General features: G+C 70.5%; 13 protein-coding genes. 5 read left to right on the top strand and 8 right to left on the bottom strand.

Going from position 1 to position 16,042, the window contains the following annotated elements:
• Positions 1-468: 468 nt before the first annotated feature.
• The 4 genes from AB0C36_RS39625 to AB0C36_RS39640 all read right to left on the bottom strand — a co-directional run bounded on the left by AB0C36_RS39625 (position 469) and on the right by AB0C36_RS39640 (position 6,262).
• The gene (locus AB0C36_RS39625) at positions 469-1,191 is read right to left on the bottom strand and encodes an aggregation-promoting factor C-terminal-like domain-containing protein (RefSeq protein ID WP_450100568.1); all 723 of its coding nucleotides are present in this window, start codon (positions 1,189-1,191) and stop codon (positions 469-471) included.
• A 584-nt stretch (positions 1,192-1,775) separates the two neighbouring features.
• A complete protein-coding gene (phoH2, locus tag AB0C36_RS39630) occupies positions 1,776-3,092 on the bottom strand; it encodes an RNA 5'-3' helicase PhoH2 (protein ID WP_358363789.1) in 1,317 nt (438 codons plus the stop codon).
• A gap of 324 nt (positions 3,093-3,416) precedes the next feature.
• Complete coding sequence (locus tag AB0C36_RS39635) at positions 3,417-4,178, bottom strand: isoprenyl transferase (RefSeq protein ID WP_358363791.1); 762 nt, start codon at positions 4,176-4,178, stop codon at positions 3,417-3,419.
• 260 nt (positions 4,179-4,438) lie between these two features.
• Positions 4,439-6,262 carry a phosphoenolpyruvate carboxykinase (GTP) gene (locus AB0C36_RS39640; protein ID WP_435839210.1) on the bottom strand — a complete coding sequence of 608 codons (1,824 nt, stop codon included), beginning with the start codon at positions 6,260-6,262 and terminating at the stop codon, positions 4,439-4,441.
• Between the two features lie 240 nt (positions 6,263-6,502).
• Between AB0C36_RS39640 and trhA the strand changes: the two genes are divergently transcribed.
• The 3 genes from trhA (at position 6,503) to AB0C36_RS39655 (ending at position 9,725) form a co-directional block, all read left to right on the top strand.
• Complete coding sequence (gene trhA / locus AB0C36_RS39645; protein ID WP_358363795.1) at positions 6,503-7,168, top strand: PAQR family membrane homeostasis protein TrhA; 666 nt, start codon at positions 6,503-6,505, stop codon at positions 7,166-7,168.
• A 266-nt stretch (positions 7,169-7,434) separates the two neighbouring features.
• Entirely contained in the window at positions 7,435-9,030 is a 1,596-nt protein-coding gene (locus AB0C36_RS39650; protein ID WP_358363796.1) for an MFS transporter, read from the top strand.
• A gap of 62 nt (positions 9,031-9,092) precedes the next feature.
• Positions 9,093-9,725 (top strand): acyl-CoA-like ligand-binding transcription factor, encoded by a 633-nt coding sequence (locus AB0C36_RS39655; RefSeq protein WP_358363797.1) that lies wholly within the window; start codon positions 9,093-9,095, stop codon positions 9,723-9,725.
• Positions 9,726-9,821: 96 nt separating this feature from the next.
• Here the strand turns inward: AB0C36_RS39655 and AB0C36_RS39660 are convergent, their stop codons facing one another.
• From AB0C36_RS39660 to mca, 4 genes are all read right to left on the bottom strand, one after another.
• Positions 9,822-11,051, bottom strand: coding sequence for a glycosyltransferase 87 family protein (locus tag AB0C36_RS39660; protein ID WP_358363799.1), 1,230 nt, complete (start codon positions 11,049-11,051; stop codon positions 9,822-9,824).
• Between the two features lie 122 nt (positions 11,052-11,173).
• On the bottom strand, positions 11,174-13,348 hold the full coding sequence (locus AB0C36_RS39665; protein WP_358363801.1) for a thioredoxin domain-containing protein: 2,175 nt from the start codon (positions 13,346-13,348) through the stop codon (positions 11,174-11,176).
• A 29-nt stretch (positions 13,349-13,377) separates the two neighbouring features.
• Positions 13,378-13,665 (bottom strand): hypothetical protein, encoded by a 288-nt coding sequence (locus AB0C36_RS39670; protein WP_358363802.1) that lies wholly within the window; start codon positions 13,663-13,665, stop codon positions 13,378-13,380.
• 138 nt (positions 13,666-13,803) lie between these two features.
• Positions 13,804-14,679 carry a mycothiol conjugate amidase Mca gene (gene mca / locus AB0C36_RS39675; protein WP_358363803.1) on the bottom strand — a complete coding sequence of 292 codons (876 nt, stop codon included), beginning with the start codon at positions 14,677-14,679 and terminating at the stop codon, positions 13,804-13,806.
• 143 nt (positions 14,680-14,822) lie between these two features.
• Here mca and AB0C36_RS39680 point away from each other — a divergent pair, with 143 nt between their 5' ends.
• Positions 14,823-15,242: a DUF4307 domain-containing protein gene (locus tag AB0C36_RS39680; RefSeq protein ID WP_358363805.1), complete on the top strand. Its 420-nt coding sequence runs from the start codon at positions 14,823-14,825 to the stop codon at positions 15,240-15,242.
• 148 nt (positions 15,243-15,390) lie between these two features.
• Positions 15,391-15,888 (top strand): transcription elongation factor GreA, encoded by a 498-nt coding sequence (gene greA / locus AB0C36_RS39685; RefSeq protein WP_358363807.1) that lies wholly within the window; start codon positions 15,391-15,393, stop codon positions 15,886-15,888.
• Positions 15,889-16,042: the final 154 nt, after the last annotated feature.

Here is a 16,042-nt window from a genome sequence, read left to right on the forward strand (position 1 = left end):
GAGCGCCGGCGCGGGGCGCCCGCCCGGCGAGGGTGGGGCGGACCGTACGGCAGGCAGAGACCCCGGGGGGGGGCCCGCGGCACCCGACGGGACCCCGCGGGCCCCGTCGGCGTCGCGGGGGGCATCCGGCAGGATCCGGCGGGTTGCGCCTGGTTTGCTCCGTACCGGTCCGGGTATCAAGGCTTTCGTGCGCCTCGGGTCCTTCCCCGGCGCGTACGCCTCACCCGGTCCGGGCGGTGCGCTGGTCACCACCCCCGGGCCAGCGAAGTAGAACCGAAGAAGCACCACCGGAGAAGCATCAGGCGGATCTCCGGCGCTGCGAAGCGCCGAGGCGCACGTACGAGCGCGCGCAGACGCGCCGACAAGCGCTCCCCAAGGTCGGATGTGCGAAGAGCCCTGCCCGGGCCTCAGAGAGGCGCGGGCAGGGCTCTTCGTGGCTTCTGGGGGCCGCGGTCGGCCCCGGTCGGCTCAGTACCAGTGGTGCGACTGCCAGAACGACCAGGCGCCACAGGGGCTGCCGTAGCGGCTGTTCATGTAGTTCAGGCCCCACTTGATCTGGGTCGCGGGGTTGGTGCGCCAGTCCGCGCCGGCCGAGGCCATCTTGGACCCGGGCAGGGCCTGGACCAGGCCGTACGCGCCGGAGGACGGGTTGGTCGCGGTGACGCGCCAGCCGCTCTCCTTCTGCACGATGTTGCTGAAGCACTGGAACTGCGTCGCGTTCATCATCGACCGCGCGATCGCCTTCGGGTCACCCGTGGTGACCGGCGTGCGGGTCTCGGAACGGCTCGCGGCCTCTTCGGCGCGCTCTTCGGCAGCCTTCTTGTCGGCCGCTGCCTTCGCGGCGGCGGCCTTTTCCGCGGCAGCCTTCTCCGCGGCGGCCTTGTCGGCAGCAGCCTTGTCGGCGGCGGCCTTCTGCTCGGCCTGGATGCGGGCGGCCTCGGCCGCCTGGAAGCGCTGGGCCTCGTCGTATGCGGCGGTCTGTGCGTCCGCCTGCTGAAGAACACCGGTGCTGACCTGCTGCGCCTGGGCGGTGCCCGGCACGTCAAGCAGCTTCGTCGTGCTGCTCGCGGTGTCGACCGTCTGGGCGTTGGAGGTGGACGCACCGGTACCCGTGATACCGACGACAGCGCCGACCGCCGTCACGGCCGTGGCAGAGGCCACGGCTATCCCCCGGACCGAAACCCGGCTCACACAATTTCCTTCCGCAGTCGTCCGCAGCCTGACGGCGGCAGACGTGCCTCACCCCTGTCGCTGGCCTCCCCGTTCGTGCTGGTCACGGGAGGCACTGGCCCGGGTCCACCCGGTGAGGGGCGGCCCGTTGTTGCGGGCGGCGTACGGCGCCGGACTACTCGCTTGCGTGAGCTTTGCGGCGAAATCTCGCCGGTGCGTCGCCCTGTCGGGAGACCCACCCAGCCGTACGCGGGGTCCTACAAGTCAACGAGCCTGCCTCAGGGCGACGCGCGAAGGCAATTTTCGTGCACGTGTCGAAAGTCACACCGGCCACGAGCGGGGCAACAAATTGGTTCCGTCGCACGGGACTTCCGGCGCGGATTACGCTCATTCGTTTCGGCCCCTCGCGAAGCGGCGCGGACAGCGTCGCACGGACGCGGATAAAGGCGCCGTCAACTCCCCAACAAGGCATACGTCATAGCGAACCGGGACTTTCGTCCTGTTCCGCCGGGGACGTGCGCACAGGTCCGGGGACACCCTCGACGGGTGTCCCCGGACCTGTGGACAAACGAGCGGCGGAGCGCCGCGTCACCAGTTGGGCAGGACTAGGCGGGCAGGTCCTCCAGCATCTCGGTGACCAGCGCCGCGATCGGCGAGCGCTCCGAGCGGCTCAGGGTCACGTGCGCGAACAGCGGGTGCCCCTTGAGCTTTTCGACCACCGCGACCACGCCGTCGTGCCGCCCCACGCGCAGGTTGTCGCGCTGCGCCACGTCGTGCGTCAGCACCACGCGCGAGTTGCTGCCGACCCGCGAGAGCACCGTCAGCAGGACGTTGCGCTCCAGCGACTGCGCCTCGTCGACGATGACGAACGCGTCGTGCAGCGAACGGCCGCGGATGTGGGTGAGCGGCAGGACCTCCAACATGCCGCGCCCGACGACCTCCTCGATGACGTCGGCGGTGGTGACGGCGGACAGCGTGTCGAACACCGCCTGCGCCCAGGGGCTCATCTTCTCGTTCTCGGTGCCGGGCAGGTAGCCGAGCTCCTGGCCGCCCACCGCGTACAGCGGGCGGAAGACCATCACCTTGCGGTGCTGGCGGCGTTCGAGCACGGCTTCGAGCCCGGCGCACATCGCCAGTGCCGACTTGCCGGTGCCGGCCCGGCCGCCCAGCGAGACGATGCCGATCTCCGGGTCGAGCAACAGGTCCAGGGCGATGCGCTGTTCGGCGCTGCGGCCGTGCAGGCCGAACACCTCGCGGTCGCCGCGTACCAGGCGCACCTGCTTGTCGGCGGTGACCCGCCCGAGCGCCTTGCCGCGCTCGCTGACCAGCACCAGGCCGGTGTGGCACGGCAGATCGGCCGCTTCCTCGATCTGCACGCGCTCGTGCTCGAACAGATCGTCGATGTCCTGGGCGGCTACCTGGAGTTCGGCCATGCCGGTCCACCCGGACGTGCTGACCAGCTCGGCGAGGTACTCCTCGGCGTTGAGACCCATCGCCGATGCCTTCACCCGCATGGGCACATCCTTGGACACGAGCGTGACGTCGTGGCCTTCCGCCTGGAGGTGCCGGGACACCGCCAGAATCCGCGAATCGTTGTCGCCCAGCCGGAATCCGGGCGGAAGGACGGTCGCGTCGATGTGATTCAACTCCACCCGCAGCGTTCCGCCGGCTTCCCCGATGGGGATCGGCGCGTCGAGGCGGCCGTGCCTCGTGCGCAGTTCATCCAGACTGCGCAATGCGTGACGGGCGAAATAGCCGAGCTCGGGGTGATGCCTTTTGGCTTCGAGCTCGGTGATCACAATGACGGGCAGGACCACTTCGTGCTCGTCGAACCGCAGGAATGCGGCGGGGTCCGCAAGCAGCACGCTGGTGTCAAGGACGTACGTGCGGCGCTGCGGAGCACGGCGTTGGTTCGTGGCCACGGAATGCCTCGCCCCCTTTCAGGGCGCGCGCACCGTACGCCCTGATCGCTCGGAGTCCAGGACCGGGCCCGAGGGCCGGGTGCCTGGCCCTCCTGTCGCCGTGGACAGTGGTGCAGTATCCGCACGGAAGGGCCTCCCTGGCAGGTGACGGGGGGTCACCTGTGTTGCGACACCCGGCGGGTGGCCGCCAGGTCTGGCGAGGTTATTCCCTACTGGATGCGTCGCAACACAATCTGGGCGATCATTTGCCGCGCGTTCATGTTCGCAACAGACGGGGTATCAGCCACCGAATTTGCTGCCGTAACGTTTGGCCGCCGGGAAAGTTCAGGCACCGTAACGGCGGTGGCGCGCCGCGTAGTCGCGCAGTGCGCGCAGGAAGTCGACCTTGCGGAAGTCCGGCCAGAACGCTTCGCAGAAGTAGAACTCCGAGTGCGCGCTCTGCCACAGGAGGAATCCGGACAGCCGTTGTTCACCCGATGTGCGGATCACCAGGTCGGGATCCGGCTGCCCGCGCGTGTACATGTGTTCGGAGATGTGCTCGACGTCGAGCACCTCGGCCAGTTCCGCGATCGAGGTGCCGCGCTCGGCGTGCTCCTGGAGCAGCGAGCGGACGGCGTCGGCGATCTCGCGGCGGCCGCCGTACCCGACCGCGACGTTGACCAGCACGCCCTTGATGTCGGACGTCGCCGCCTCGGACTCCTTGAGGACCGTCGCGGTGTGCTCGGGCAGCAGGTCGAGGGCGCCCACCGGGTGCACGCGCCAGCGGCGGGTCGCAGCCAGGTCGCGCACCGCGTTCTCGATGATCTCCATGAGATCGGCGAGCTCTTCCGGCGGCCGGTTGAGGTTGTCGGTGGACAGCAGCCACAGCGTGACGACCTCGACACCGACCTCCTCGCACCAGCCGAGCAGCTCGTGGATCTTGTCGGCGCCCTTGCGGTGGCCCTCGGCCGGCTGCTCGCCGTACGCCTTGGCCCAACGCCGGTTGCCGTCCAGGATCACGCCCACGTGGCGCGGTACGTCGGTGGGGTCGAGCGAGGTCTCGATGCGCCGCCCGTAGGCGCCGTAGACGAGGTCCCGCAGGCTCATGTCCACCTGCCGCTCCTCCGTCCTGTGGATCACCCGCGCCGGAAACCCTACTCCCGCAACCGGACCAGCGGGAATCACCCGAACGCCGAGCGGCGTGAAGAGTCGGTGAAGACTCCGCGTGTCATGCAAGCGAAACGGCCCCGCCGGGTATTCCGGCGGAGCCGTCTCACACATCCGGCCCCTCGCGCACCCGGCTTCCCGGGCGCGCTCAGGGCGCGTACCTCACACGGACCCGGAGGCCGTACGCCGCGAGGGGTACGTCACGCCTCCAGGCGCGAGACCAGCGCGTTGTACTCGTCCCACAGCTCCTGCGGCGTGTGCTCGCCGAACTTCTCCAGGTGCTCGGGGACCAGCGCGGCCTCCTGCTTCCAGATCTCGCGGTCGACGGTGAGCAGCAGTTCGAGCTCGGCGTCGGTCAGCTCCAGGCCCTTCAGGTCCAGGGAGTCCTGGGTGGGCAGGACGCCGATCGGCGTCTCGACGCCGTCCGCGATGCCCTCGAGGCGCTCGACGATCCACTTGAGCACGCGGCTGTTCTCGCCGAAGCCCGGCCAGACGAACTTGCCGTCCGAGTCCTTGCGGAACCAGTTCACGTAGTAGATCTTCGGCAGCTTCGACGCGTCGGTCGCCTTGCCGATCTCCAGCCAGTGGGCCATGTAGTCGCCCATGTTGTAGCCGCAGAACGGCAGCATCGCGAACGGGTCGCGGCGCAGCTCGCCGACGGTGCCCTCGGCCGCGGCGGTCTTCTCGGAGGCCACGTTGGCCCCGAGGAAGACGCCGTGCTGCCAGTCGAAGGACTCGGTGACCAGCGGGACCGCGCTCGCGCGGCGGCCGCCGAACAGGATGGCCGAGATCGGCACACCCGCCGGGTCCTCCCACTCGGGGGCGATGGTCGGGCACTGCGACGCGGGGACGGTGAAGCGGGCGTTCGGGTGCGCCGCCGGCGTCTCCGAGTCCGGCGTCCAGTCGTTGCCCTTCCAGTCGGTCAGGTGTGCGGGCGCCTCGTCGGTCATGCCCTCCCACCACACGTCGCCGTCGTCGGTCAGCGCGACGTTGGTGAAGACCGAATTGCCCCACAGGGTCTTGATCGCGTTGGCGTTGGTCTCCTCGCCGGTGCCGGGTGCGACACCGAAGAAGCCGGCCTCCGGGTTGATCGCGTACAGGCGGCCGTCCGCGCCGAAGCGCATCCACGCGATGTCGTCGCCGATCGTCTCGACCTTCCAGCCCGGGACCGTGGGCTGGAGCATCGCGAGGTTGGTCTTGCCGCATGCGGACGGGAAGGCCGCGGCGACGTACTTCGGCTCGGCGCCGGACGGCGGCGTGAGCTTGAGGATGAGCATGTGCTCGGCCATCCAGCCCTCGTCGCGGGCCATGACCGAGGCGATGCGGAGCGCGTAGCACTTCTTGCCCAGCAGGGCGTTGCCGCCGTAGCCGGAGCCGTAGGACCAGATCTCCCGGTCCTCGGGGAAGTGCGAGATGTACTTGGTTTCGTTGCACGGCCACGGGACGTCCGCCTGACCCGGCTCCAGCGGGGCACCGAGGGTGTGCACCGCCTTCACGAAGTCGCCGTCGGTACCGAGGATGTCGAGCACCGGCTGACCCATGCGGGTCATGGTGCGCATGGAGACGGCGACGTACGCCGAGTCGGTGATCTCGACGCCGTAGGCGGCGAGCGGCGAGCCGAGGGGACCCATGCAGAACGGCACGACGTACATCGTGCGGCCCTTCATGGAGCCCTTGAACAGCCCGCCGAACTTGGCGCGCATCTCGGCCGGGGCGACCCAGTTGTTCGTGGGACCGGCGTCCTCCTGCTTCTCCGAGCAGATGTAGGTGCGGTCCTCCACGCGCGCTACGTCCCGAGGGTCGGACGCGGCGTAGTAGCTGTTGGGACGCTTCACATCGTCGAGCTTCTTGAACGTGCCCTTTTCGACGAGCAGGTCCGCGAGGCGCTGGTACTCCGCCTCGGAACCGTCGCACCATTCGATCCGGTCCGGCTGGGTGAGCTCGGCGATCTCGCGCACCCATTCGATCAGCTGACTGTGTTTCGTCGGGGCCTTGTCCAGGCCAAGGGCCTCGTACGCCACGATCGCTCCATTTCGCGCCGGGGACGGCGAGCCCCCGGCGTCGGGGTTGAGGGTTGCGGGGATTTTAACGCGGTCACCCACACGGGGGATCGGGCGGGAGGGCCCCGGCCGGGAAGTTGTGCCCCCAAAACGGGCGGATGACCCAAAGATCGGCGCGAGAACCCCGGTTCGGCGCGGATATTCCGTGATGAGTTTCACGTCCTACCAACAGGTAACCTACGTCCCCGTAAGTACACTTCCCGCATGAGTGTGGACGTACACGCCCTCGCGCCCGACGGCCCCGCCGTCAAACCCAAACTACGCGGTTGGCTTCACCTGGGGACCTTCCCGCTGGCCGTGGCCGGCGGGATCGTTCTGGTGGCCGTGGCCGACACCACGAAGGCCAGGCTGGCGTGCGCGGTGTTCGCACTGACCGCCGCGATGCTCTTCGGCACCTCGGGTCTGTACCACCGGGGCAACTGGGGCCCGCGCGGCGAGGCCGTGCTGCGGCGCCTCGACCACGCGAACATCTTCCTGATCATCGCGGGCACCTACACGCCCTTCTCGATCCTGCTCTTCGGCGTCGACTCGCCGCTGCTGTTCGTGGTCTGGGGCGGTGCCCTCGCGGGCATCTGCTTTCGGGTCTTCTGGATCGGCGCACCACGCTGGCTCTACACACCCGTGTACGTCGCGCTCGGATGGGCCGCCGTCTTCTACATCCCCGACTTCCTGCGCGAGGGCGGGGTCGCGGTCCTGGTGCTGGTGGTGACGGGCGGCCTGCTCTACAGCCTCGGCGCCGTCGTGTACGGGCTCAAGCGCCCGGACCCCTCGCCGCACTGGTTCGGCTTCCACGAGGTCTTCCACGCGTTCACGCTCGCGGCGTTCACCGCCCACTACGTGGGCGTCTCGCTGGTGGCGTACACCCAGTAGGCACTGCCCCGCAGGCCCGCAGCCGGCAGCCGGCAACCGGCAGGCGAACCCCCACCCGACGCACGTACTTTCGCCACACCTCCTGACACGCCGGACACACTTCGTGCCGAGGCCCGCATCCCCAGGGATGCGGGCCTCGGCCGTTTTTGCGTGCTGGGCCCCTGCCCGGAGAGCAGACCGAGGTGCTTAATGACAGTAGCACTCTCTTGACAGTTGAAATCTTTTGATAGCTACTGTCATTTAACAGCTACTACCAAGGGGTGGACATGGACACGACGACGGCGGCCCCCCGCCGGTGGTGGGCCCTCGGCGCGCTGGTCATGGGCGTACTGGTGCTCGGCTTCGATATGACGATCCTCAACGTCGCGCTGCCGACGATGGCGACGGAGCTGGGGGCGGACACCGGCGACCTGCAGTGGATCGTGGACGCGTACACGATCGTCTTCGCGGCGCTGCTGCTGCCCGCGGGCCTGCTCGGCGACCGGTTCGGGCGCAAGAAGCTGATCCTGGTCGGGCTGGGCCTCTTCGGGGCGGCCTCGCTGCTGGGCACGTTCGCCGACTCGGTGGGCATGGTCGTCGCGGCGCGGGCGCTCATGGGGATCGGCGGGGCGCTGATCATGCCCCTGTCGATGTCGATCCTGCCGAGCCTGTTCCCGGCCGAGGAGCGCTCGCGGGCGATCTCGCTGTGGGCGGCGGGCATGGCGCTCGGCATGCCGCTCGGGCCGATCCTCGGCGGCCTGCTGCTCCAGCACTTCTGGTGGGGCTCGGTGTTCCTGCTCAACGTGCCGTTCGTGGTCCTCGCCGGCATCGCGTGCGCGCTGCTGCTGCCGGAGTCGCGCGACCCGCACGCCGGACGCATCGACGTCCCGGCCTCGGTGTTCGGCGCCGTCGGGCTCGCGGCGCTGGTCTTCGGCGTCATCGAGGCGCCGCGCCGCGGCTGGGTCGACCCCGTCGTCCTGGTGCTCGCGGCGTCCGGGGTCCTGCTGCTCGCGGCCCTGGTCCTGCGCGAGACGCGCTCGCGGACACCGATGATCGACTTCGGGCTCTTCCGCGACCGGCACTTCCTGTGGGGCTCGACGGCCGCGGTGGTTCCGTCGTTCGTGATGGGCGGCGTGTTGTTCGTGCTGCCGCAGCGGTTCGCGTCCGTCGACGGGTTCGACGCGCTGGGCACCGGCATCCGCCTCGTCCCGTTGATGGGCGGGTTGCTGGTCGCCGCGGTGCTCAGCGACCGGCTCGTCCCCCACCTCGGGTTCCGGGTGGTCATCCCGGCCGGCCTGCTGCTGCTCGGCGGTGCCGTGCTGCTGGGCTCGACGGGCAGCGCGTCCGACGGATACGGCCTGATCGCCCTGTGGCTGACGCTCGCCGGATTCGGACTCGGCCTGTCACTGGTGCCGGCCACGGACGCGGTGATGGCGACCATCGCGCCGGAGCGTGCCGGGGTCGGGTCGGCCCTGCTGCAGAGCATGCGGCAGGTCGGCGGCGCGCTGGGCATCGCGCTGCTCGGCAGCCTGCTCGCCGCCGCGTACAGCGACCGGCTCGACGCGGTCGGTCCGGCGGACGACTCGGTGGCCGCGGCGGCGCAGGTCGCGTCGCGCACCGGCGACACCGCGCTGCTCGCGGACGCGCAGTCCGCGTTCGTGCACGGCATGGACCTGGTCCTGCTGGTGTGCGGCGGAGTGTCGGTCGTGGTCGCGCTGCTGGTCGCGGCGTTCCTGCCGGGGCGCCGGGCCGCGGTCGCGACGGGGGAAGGGACAGAGGAAGAAGGGACAGAGGAAGAAGGAACAGGGGAAGCGGCGCGGGGGGCGCGGCCGGACCGTGCGGCCGACGGTGCCGCGGGTCCGACGCCTGTGGCATCGGCATGACACGGGAGGTGCGCCCCCGCTCGTGTTCCGGGCGGCGGGGGCGCTGCCCGACAATGGCGTCCATGACCTCGAAGGCCGGCCCGCCACAGTCCTCCGTACTCCCGGAACCCCCGCTCGGCCTGCGCGAGCGCAAGAAGCGGCGGACCCGCGAGGCGATCCGGCGCGAGGCGTACCGGCTCTTCCGCGAGCAGGGGTACGACGCGACCACGGTCGACCAGATCGCCGACGCGGCCGAGGTGTCGCCCAGCACGTTCTTCCGGTACTTCCCGACCAAGGAAGACGTCGTGCTGACGGACGAGTACGACCCGGCGATCATGCAGGCGCTGCGCGCGGTGGCGCCCGGCACGCCGATTGTCGAAACGGTTCGGCAGGCCGTTCTGGGACCGCTGCGGGCGATGATGGACGACGGCCGCGCGGAGATGGAGATCCGGATGCGCCTCGCGGTGGCCGAGCCGGCCGTGCAGGCCCGCTCGTACCACCAGCAGCGCGAGACGATGCGGATGATGGCCGAGGTGTTCGCGGAGCGTTCCGGACGGGACCCCGACGACCCGCAGCCGCGGTACGCGGCGGCGACGGTCGTCGGGGTGCTCAACGAGTCGATGCTGCTGTGGGCGGAAAACGGCTTCGTCCGCGACCCGGTCGAGGTGGTCGACGAGGCGCTCCGCTTCCTCGCGTCGGGCCTGCACACGATGTAGCGGACGGGCCGCCGCGGGGTGCGGCGACGGCCATGGCCGCATACGGCCGTGGTACGCGGCGGTCCGGGCACACACAACCGCGGTGCGCGGCGGCGGTCAGGGCGCGCGGCTGCCGCTCACCGGCGCGGCCGACCGCCGTGGCACAAGGACCGCGGCGGCCGGCCGGGCCGCCCGCCGCGCCTGCCACGCGGCGAACGCCAGGAAGCCGAGACCGAACAGGATGTACCAGGCCGAGAGCACGGTCTGCCAGGGCGCGAAGTCCAGTTCCACATAAGGCACATGCGGAACCGCCCAGACCGCGAAGGTCCAGAAGACCGCGACGGCGGCCAGGGCACGACGGGCATCGGCCCACAGCAGTACGGCGATCGGTACGCACCACACCCAGTGGTGGGTCCACGCGATAGGAGCCATCAGCAGACCGGTCATCGCGCACACCGGCAGGCCCCACCGGTCCCCCAGCCGGCGATGGGCGAAGACCGCGCACGCCAGCCCGGCCACCGCGACGACGGCGACCAGCAGGAACCACGCCTTGTCGGGCTCGCGGGTGTGCGTGATGCGCACGACCAGGCCGCGGATCGACTGGTTGGCCGCGTTCTCCAGGCGGCCCACGCGGTTGGCGTCCCAGACCAGTTCGCCCCAGAAGCGGCGGCTCGCGTCGGGCAGGGCCAGTACGCCGACCAGGACTGTGGCGGCGAACGTGACGGTGGCGACGGCGGCTTCGCGGAACCTGCGGGTCAGCAGCAGGTAGAGCACGAAGATGCCGGGTGTCACCTTCATTCCGGCGGCGATGCCCAGCGCGAACCCGCGTGTGCGGGCGGTGGCGGGGCGGGTGAAGTCGGCGAGGACCAGCGCGAGCAGGAGCAGGTTGATCTGGCCGTAGCGGAAGGTGGTGAAGACCGGTTCGGCCCACATGCCGACGGCGGTGACGACCACGGCGACGGTGGTGCGGCGGCGGCCGTCGATGCCGGCTAGGCGGCAGGAGAGCAGGGCCACCACGAGCAGCAGCGCGATGTTGAGGCCGATCACGGTGAGCCGGAGGGCCTCGTACGGCGGCAGGATCAGCACGGTGAACAGCAGTGCGGCGAACGGCGGATAGGTCGCGGGCAGGTTGTGCGGCGTGGCCAGCGGGCCGTACAGGTCGACGCCGGCCGCGACCGCGGCACCTTCGGCGCGGTAGACCACCAGGTCGACCATCGACGGCTTGGTCAGGCCCCGCACCCCGAGGTAGACGACGACCGACGCGGCCAAGGCGAGCAGCGCCCAAGCGGGCGGCGTGCCCTTGCGAGCGAGTGACAACTTTTCCCGGAACACCACGAATCCGCGCATGAGCCGACATCCCCCAGAGCTGGTTCTGCAGGAGAGAGCATACTCAGTATGCATGCGAATCACGATACTCAGTATGCATGTACGCCATGCGAATTCTGGTGTTACGTCACGAAACCATAGCGTTACCCAGCGTCGCGACTACCGACCTGAGCGGCGAGTTCCGCCGCGTCGCCGGTCGGCGCCCGGCACACGAAGTGCCTGCACACGTACGCAGCCGGGTGCCCGTCCTGCAGCGGACGGTCGCGCAGCAGCGCCACCGGGCCGCCGCCGTCCTCCGCGGGCTCACCCACCGCGACCACCGCTCCCGGGGCCGTCGCCATCAGAGCGACACGGCGCAGTACACGCGTCGCCGCTTCGTCGAACGGGCCCACCACCGCGATCTCGCGCGGGCCGTCGAGCCACGCCTCGGCCACCGCGAGACCCCAGCCGATCGCGCGCGGCGCCTGCCGGCCGAGCGGGCTCACCAGGCCGAGGGCGACCCCGGCGGCGTCGCGGTGCTCGGCGGAGCCGGTGTACGCCGCGTACGACAGCAGCGCGCCCGCCGCCGCGGTCCAGCCGGACGGCGTCGCGTTGTCCGTCGGGTCCTGCGGGCGCCGGAACAACTGCTCGGCGTCGTCCGCGGTGTCGAAGAACTCCCCGTTCTCGCCGGTGAAATGGCCCAGTACCACGTCGAGCAGGACACCCGCGAAGGTCAGCCACACGTCGTCCGAGGTGACCGCGTACAGCGCGAGGAAGCCCTCGGCGGTGTCCGCGTAGTCCTCCAGGACACCCGCGTTCGGCCCGGCGCGGCCGTCACGCGAGGTACGCGCCAGCCGATCGCCCCAGTCCTGGCCGTGGTCGTCGCTGTCTTCGTCCCGGAGTTCGTCCCGGAGTTCGCCCCGGAGTTCGTCCCGGTGTTCGTCGCCGTGGTCGTCGCCGTGCTCGGCAGCGGTGTCCACGGGTGCCGCCCCGGGGGCGCCCAGGTGCACGCTGACCAGCAGGTCGCCCGCCGCGATGGCGGCCTCGACCAGGTCCGGCCGGTCGAACAGCGCGCCGGCCTCGGCCAGTGCGGCGATGGCCAGGCCGTTCCAGGCCGCCACCACCTTGTCGTCGCGCGCCGGCCGACTGCGTTCGGCGCGGGCGCGGAACAACCGCTCGCGTACCGACTCGTAGCGGGCCGGGTCCTCAGGGTCGGCGAGCAACTGCAGGACCGACATGCCGTGCTCGAACGTACCGGTCTCGGTGACCTCGAACAGCTGTGCCGCCCAGGCCCCGTCGTCCGGCCCGAGCACCTCGGCGAGCTGGTCGGGAGTCCAGGCGTAGAAGGCGCCCTCCGTGGACTTGCCGGCCGCGTCCAAGCTGTCGGCGTCCAGCGCGGACGCGAACCCGCCCTCCGGCGTGCGCAGTTCGCGGACCAGGAAGTCGGCGCTCTCCAGGGCGATCCGGCGGGCGAAGGCCGAGCCGGTGGTGCGCCACAGGTGCGTGTAGACGCGGATCAGCAGCGCGTTGTCGTACAGCATCTTCTCGAAGTGCGGAACGATCCATTCCGCATCGACGGAGTACCGGGCGAAGCCGCCGCCGAGCTGGTCGTACATACCGCCGCGCGCCATCGCCGAGCAGGAGTGCTCGACCATGTCGAGCGCGGCCCGCTCACCGGTGCGCGCGTGGTGCCGCAGCAGGAACTCCAACAGCATCGACGGCGGAAACTTCGGGGCCCCGCCGAACCCGCCGCGCGCCTCGTCGTAGTCGCGGAGGCTCGCCCGCAGCGCGGCGTCCAGGTCCTCGACGCCCGGGGGCTGCGCCCCCACCAGCCCGCCGCGCGGGGCGGCCAGCTCCTGCGCCACCTTGGCACCGCTCGCCACCACGTCGTCGCGGCGCTCCCGCCACGCGTCGACGACGGCCTCCAGCAACTGCCGAAAACTCGGCATGCCGTGCCGGGGCGCGGGCGGGTAGTACGTCCCGCAGTAGAACGGCTCGCCGTCCGGTGTGCAGAACACCGTCATCGGCCACCCGCCCTGGCCGGTCATGCGGGTGGTGGCCTCCATGTAGACCGCGTCGACGTCGGGGCGTTCCTCACGGTCGACCTTGACGGCCACGAAGTGCTCGTTCAGGTACGCCGCAAGCTCCGCGTCCTCGAACGATTCGTGCGCCATCACATGACACCAGTGGCACGCCGCGTACCCGACACTCAGCAGAATCGGCACATCCCGCCGCCGCGCCTCCGCGAACGCCGCCTCCCCCCAAGGCCACCAGTCGACAGGGTTGTCCGCGTGCTGCAGCAGATACGGCGAGGTCGATCCCGCAAGGCGGTTGCTCATACCGCCATCCTCGCAGGACGACCACCCGCCTACTTGGCGCCGTTGTCCTGTGTCTTGCGGTTGTCTGCGGCGTCGGCGGGGTTTTCGGGGTCGGGGGTGGCGGCGTCGGGGGTTTCGTCGGAGGCGGAGGTGCGCTGGACGGGGAGGTCGCGTTGGATCGGCGCCTCCTCGAAATTGACGCGGCGGATCTGCTTGTTCATGGAGCGGAGCAGCAGCCAGGTCGCCGCCGCCAGGACCGCGACGACGGTGAACCCCAACAGGCCGGGGGTGACCTTGTCCTCCTCCAGCGCGGCAAGCTGCAGGGCGAGGTCGGTCATGGGGTTCCTCCAGTCGACGGATGCGGCGGGCGAACGCGGACGGCCGCCCCTCAAGGGTCGCACGCGCTTGTGCGCATGAGAAAAGAGGGGCGGCCGTCAGGTCGCTCGTATGGGGGACGGCGCGCCGCGCCGGGTCGCTCAGACGTTCGCGGCGGCCCGGATCCCGGCGAACAGGTCGTCCTCGGGCAGGTCGGTGTCGACCAGCGAACGCACCAGCTCGTAGTCCTCGGTGGGCCAGACCTCCCGCTGAACCTCCAGCGGCACCCGGAACCAGAAGCCGTCCGGGTCCACCTGGGTCGCGTGCGCGATCAGCGCCTGGTCGCGCAGCCCGAAGTAGTCGGCGCACGGCACGCGCGTCGTGATGTCGCGCTCGTCGCGGTCGCCCCAGCGCTCCAGCCATTCGCCGTACGGCGACTCCAGGCCGCGCGCCACCATCGCCTCGTGCAGGGCCTGCACGCGGGCCCGCGAAATGCCCTGGTTGTAGTAGAGCTTGAGCGGCTGCCACGGCTCGCCGGCCTCGCGGTACGCGTCCGGGTCCCCCGCGGCGTCGAACGCCGCGACGCTCACCTTGTGGGTCTGGATGTGGTCGGGGTGCGGGTAGCCGCCGTTCTCGTCGTACGTGGTCACGACGTGCGGGCGGAACTCGCGCATCAGGCGTACCAGCGGTTCCGCGGCCTTCTCGACCGGCTGCAGGGCGAAGCAGCCGTCCGGCAGCGGCGGCAGCGGGTCGCCCTCGGGCAGGCCCGAGTCGACGAAGCCCAGCCACGCCTGCTCGACGCCCAGGATCTCGCGCGCCGCGTCCATCTCCTTGCGGCGGATCTCGTCGATGTTCGCCTCGATCTCCGGGTCGCCCTGGAGCTTGGGGTTGAGGACGGATCCGCGCTCGCCCCCGGTACAGGTGACGACGAGGACCTCCGCACCCTCGCGGACGTACCGCGCCATGGTGGCCGCGCCCTTGCTGGACTCGTCGTCGGGGTGCGCGTGCACCGCCATCAGCCTCAGCCGCTCACTCACGGGAAAAGTCGCTCCTCCTGATAGCGCCCCCGGGTTCTGCGGAGGCGGCCCCCTTGTGCTCCGGAGACCCGTCATATAGTGGACGAAGCAGTGGGCCCGGGCGAAACCCGCCGGTCCGCGGACCGAGGCACGGGAGTGGACCAGTGACCCAGACCGCCGGTTCGGCCGGTTCAGATGCCGCGCTCTCCCGCGACCGCTACGGCCGCCGCGCCCCCGTGCGGGGCAAGGACCGCAAGCTGCGGATCGCCTTTGTCGTCTTCCTGGTGCTGCTGGTCTCCGGGACCGTATGGATCGGTCTCGACCAGGCCAACCGCGATGTCACGGCGAGTATTCCGAGTTATCGGGTGACGTCGGAGCGGTCCGTGGAGGTGCAGGTCGAGGTCCGCAAGGACAAGGGCAAGGAGGCCGTCTGCGTGCTGCGTTCGCGCGGCGGCGACGGGGCCGAGGTGGGGCGCAAGGAGGTCCGCGTCCCGGCCGGAGTGTCGAACACGACGCTCACCGAGGTGCTGCAGACCACGGACCGGCCCAACACCGCGGAGCTGGACGGCTGCCGCATCGTCTGAGCGGACGCATGAGTGCCGGTCCGCCTGGGAAATTGTTAGTCTCGGGGTTTCGTCCCTTCATCGCCGGCGGCGCACCTGGCCCCGGATGGTGAAGGGGCGCTGATTTATCCGGGGCGAGAACACGTTCCATGACCGACGAGGAGCATCCGTGACCCAGACCAGCGAAAACGTCACCTGGCTCACCCAGGAGGCGTACGACCGGCTCACCGCCGAGCTGGAGCACCTGTCGGGTCCCGGCCGTACCGAGCTGGCCGCCAAGATCGAGGAAGCCCGGCAGGAGGGCGACCTCAAGGAGAACGCCGGCTACCACGCGGCCAAGGAGGAGCAGGGCAAGCAGGAGCTGCGCATCCGCCAGCTCAAGGGCCTCCTGGACAACGCGAAGGTCGGCGAGGCACCCGCGGACACCGGTGTGGTGAGCCAGGGCATGATCGTCACGGTCGCGTTCGACGGCGACAAGGACGACACCATGACGTTCCTGTTCGGCTCGCGCGAGGACGTCGGCAACGACGTCGAGGTCTACTCGCCCGCGTCGCCGCTCGGCACCGCGATCAACGGGAAGAAGATCGGCGACAGCGGCAGCTACGAGCTGCCCAACGGCAAGTCGATGAACGTCGAGATCATCGAGGTCAAGCCCTACACCGGCTGACCCCGGGCACCCGGCCGGCCCCGGTCACAGCCGGTCCCGACCGGCCGGTCCCCCGCCGCACAACAGCGGTGCGGCGGGAGGACGGCGGCACGGACGGGAGCAAGGACGAGAGCGACGCGCGACGCGGAAGGGCCCCGGCCGGGGGCCGGGGCCC

Origin of the sequence: Streptodolium elevatio (genome assembly GCF_040649515.1) — a bacterium.
Taxonomy (GTDB): Bacteria; Actinomycetota; Actinomycetes; order Streptomycetales; family Streptomycetaceae; genus Yinghuangia; species Yinghuangia elevatio.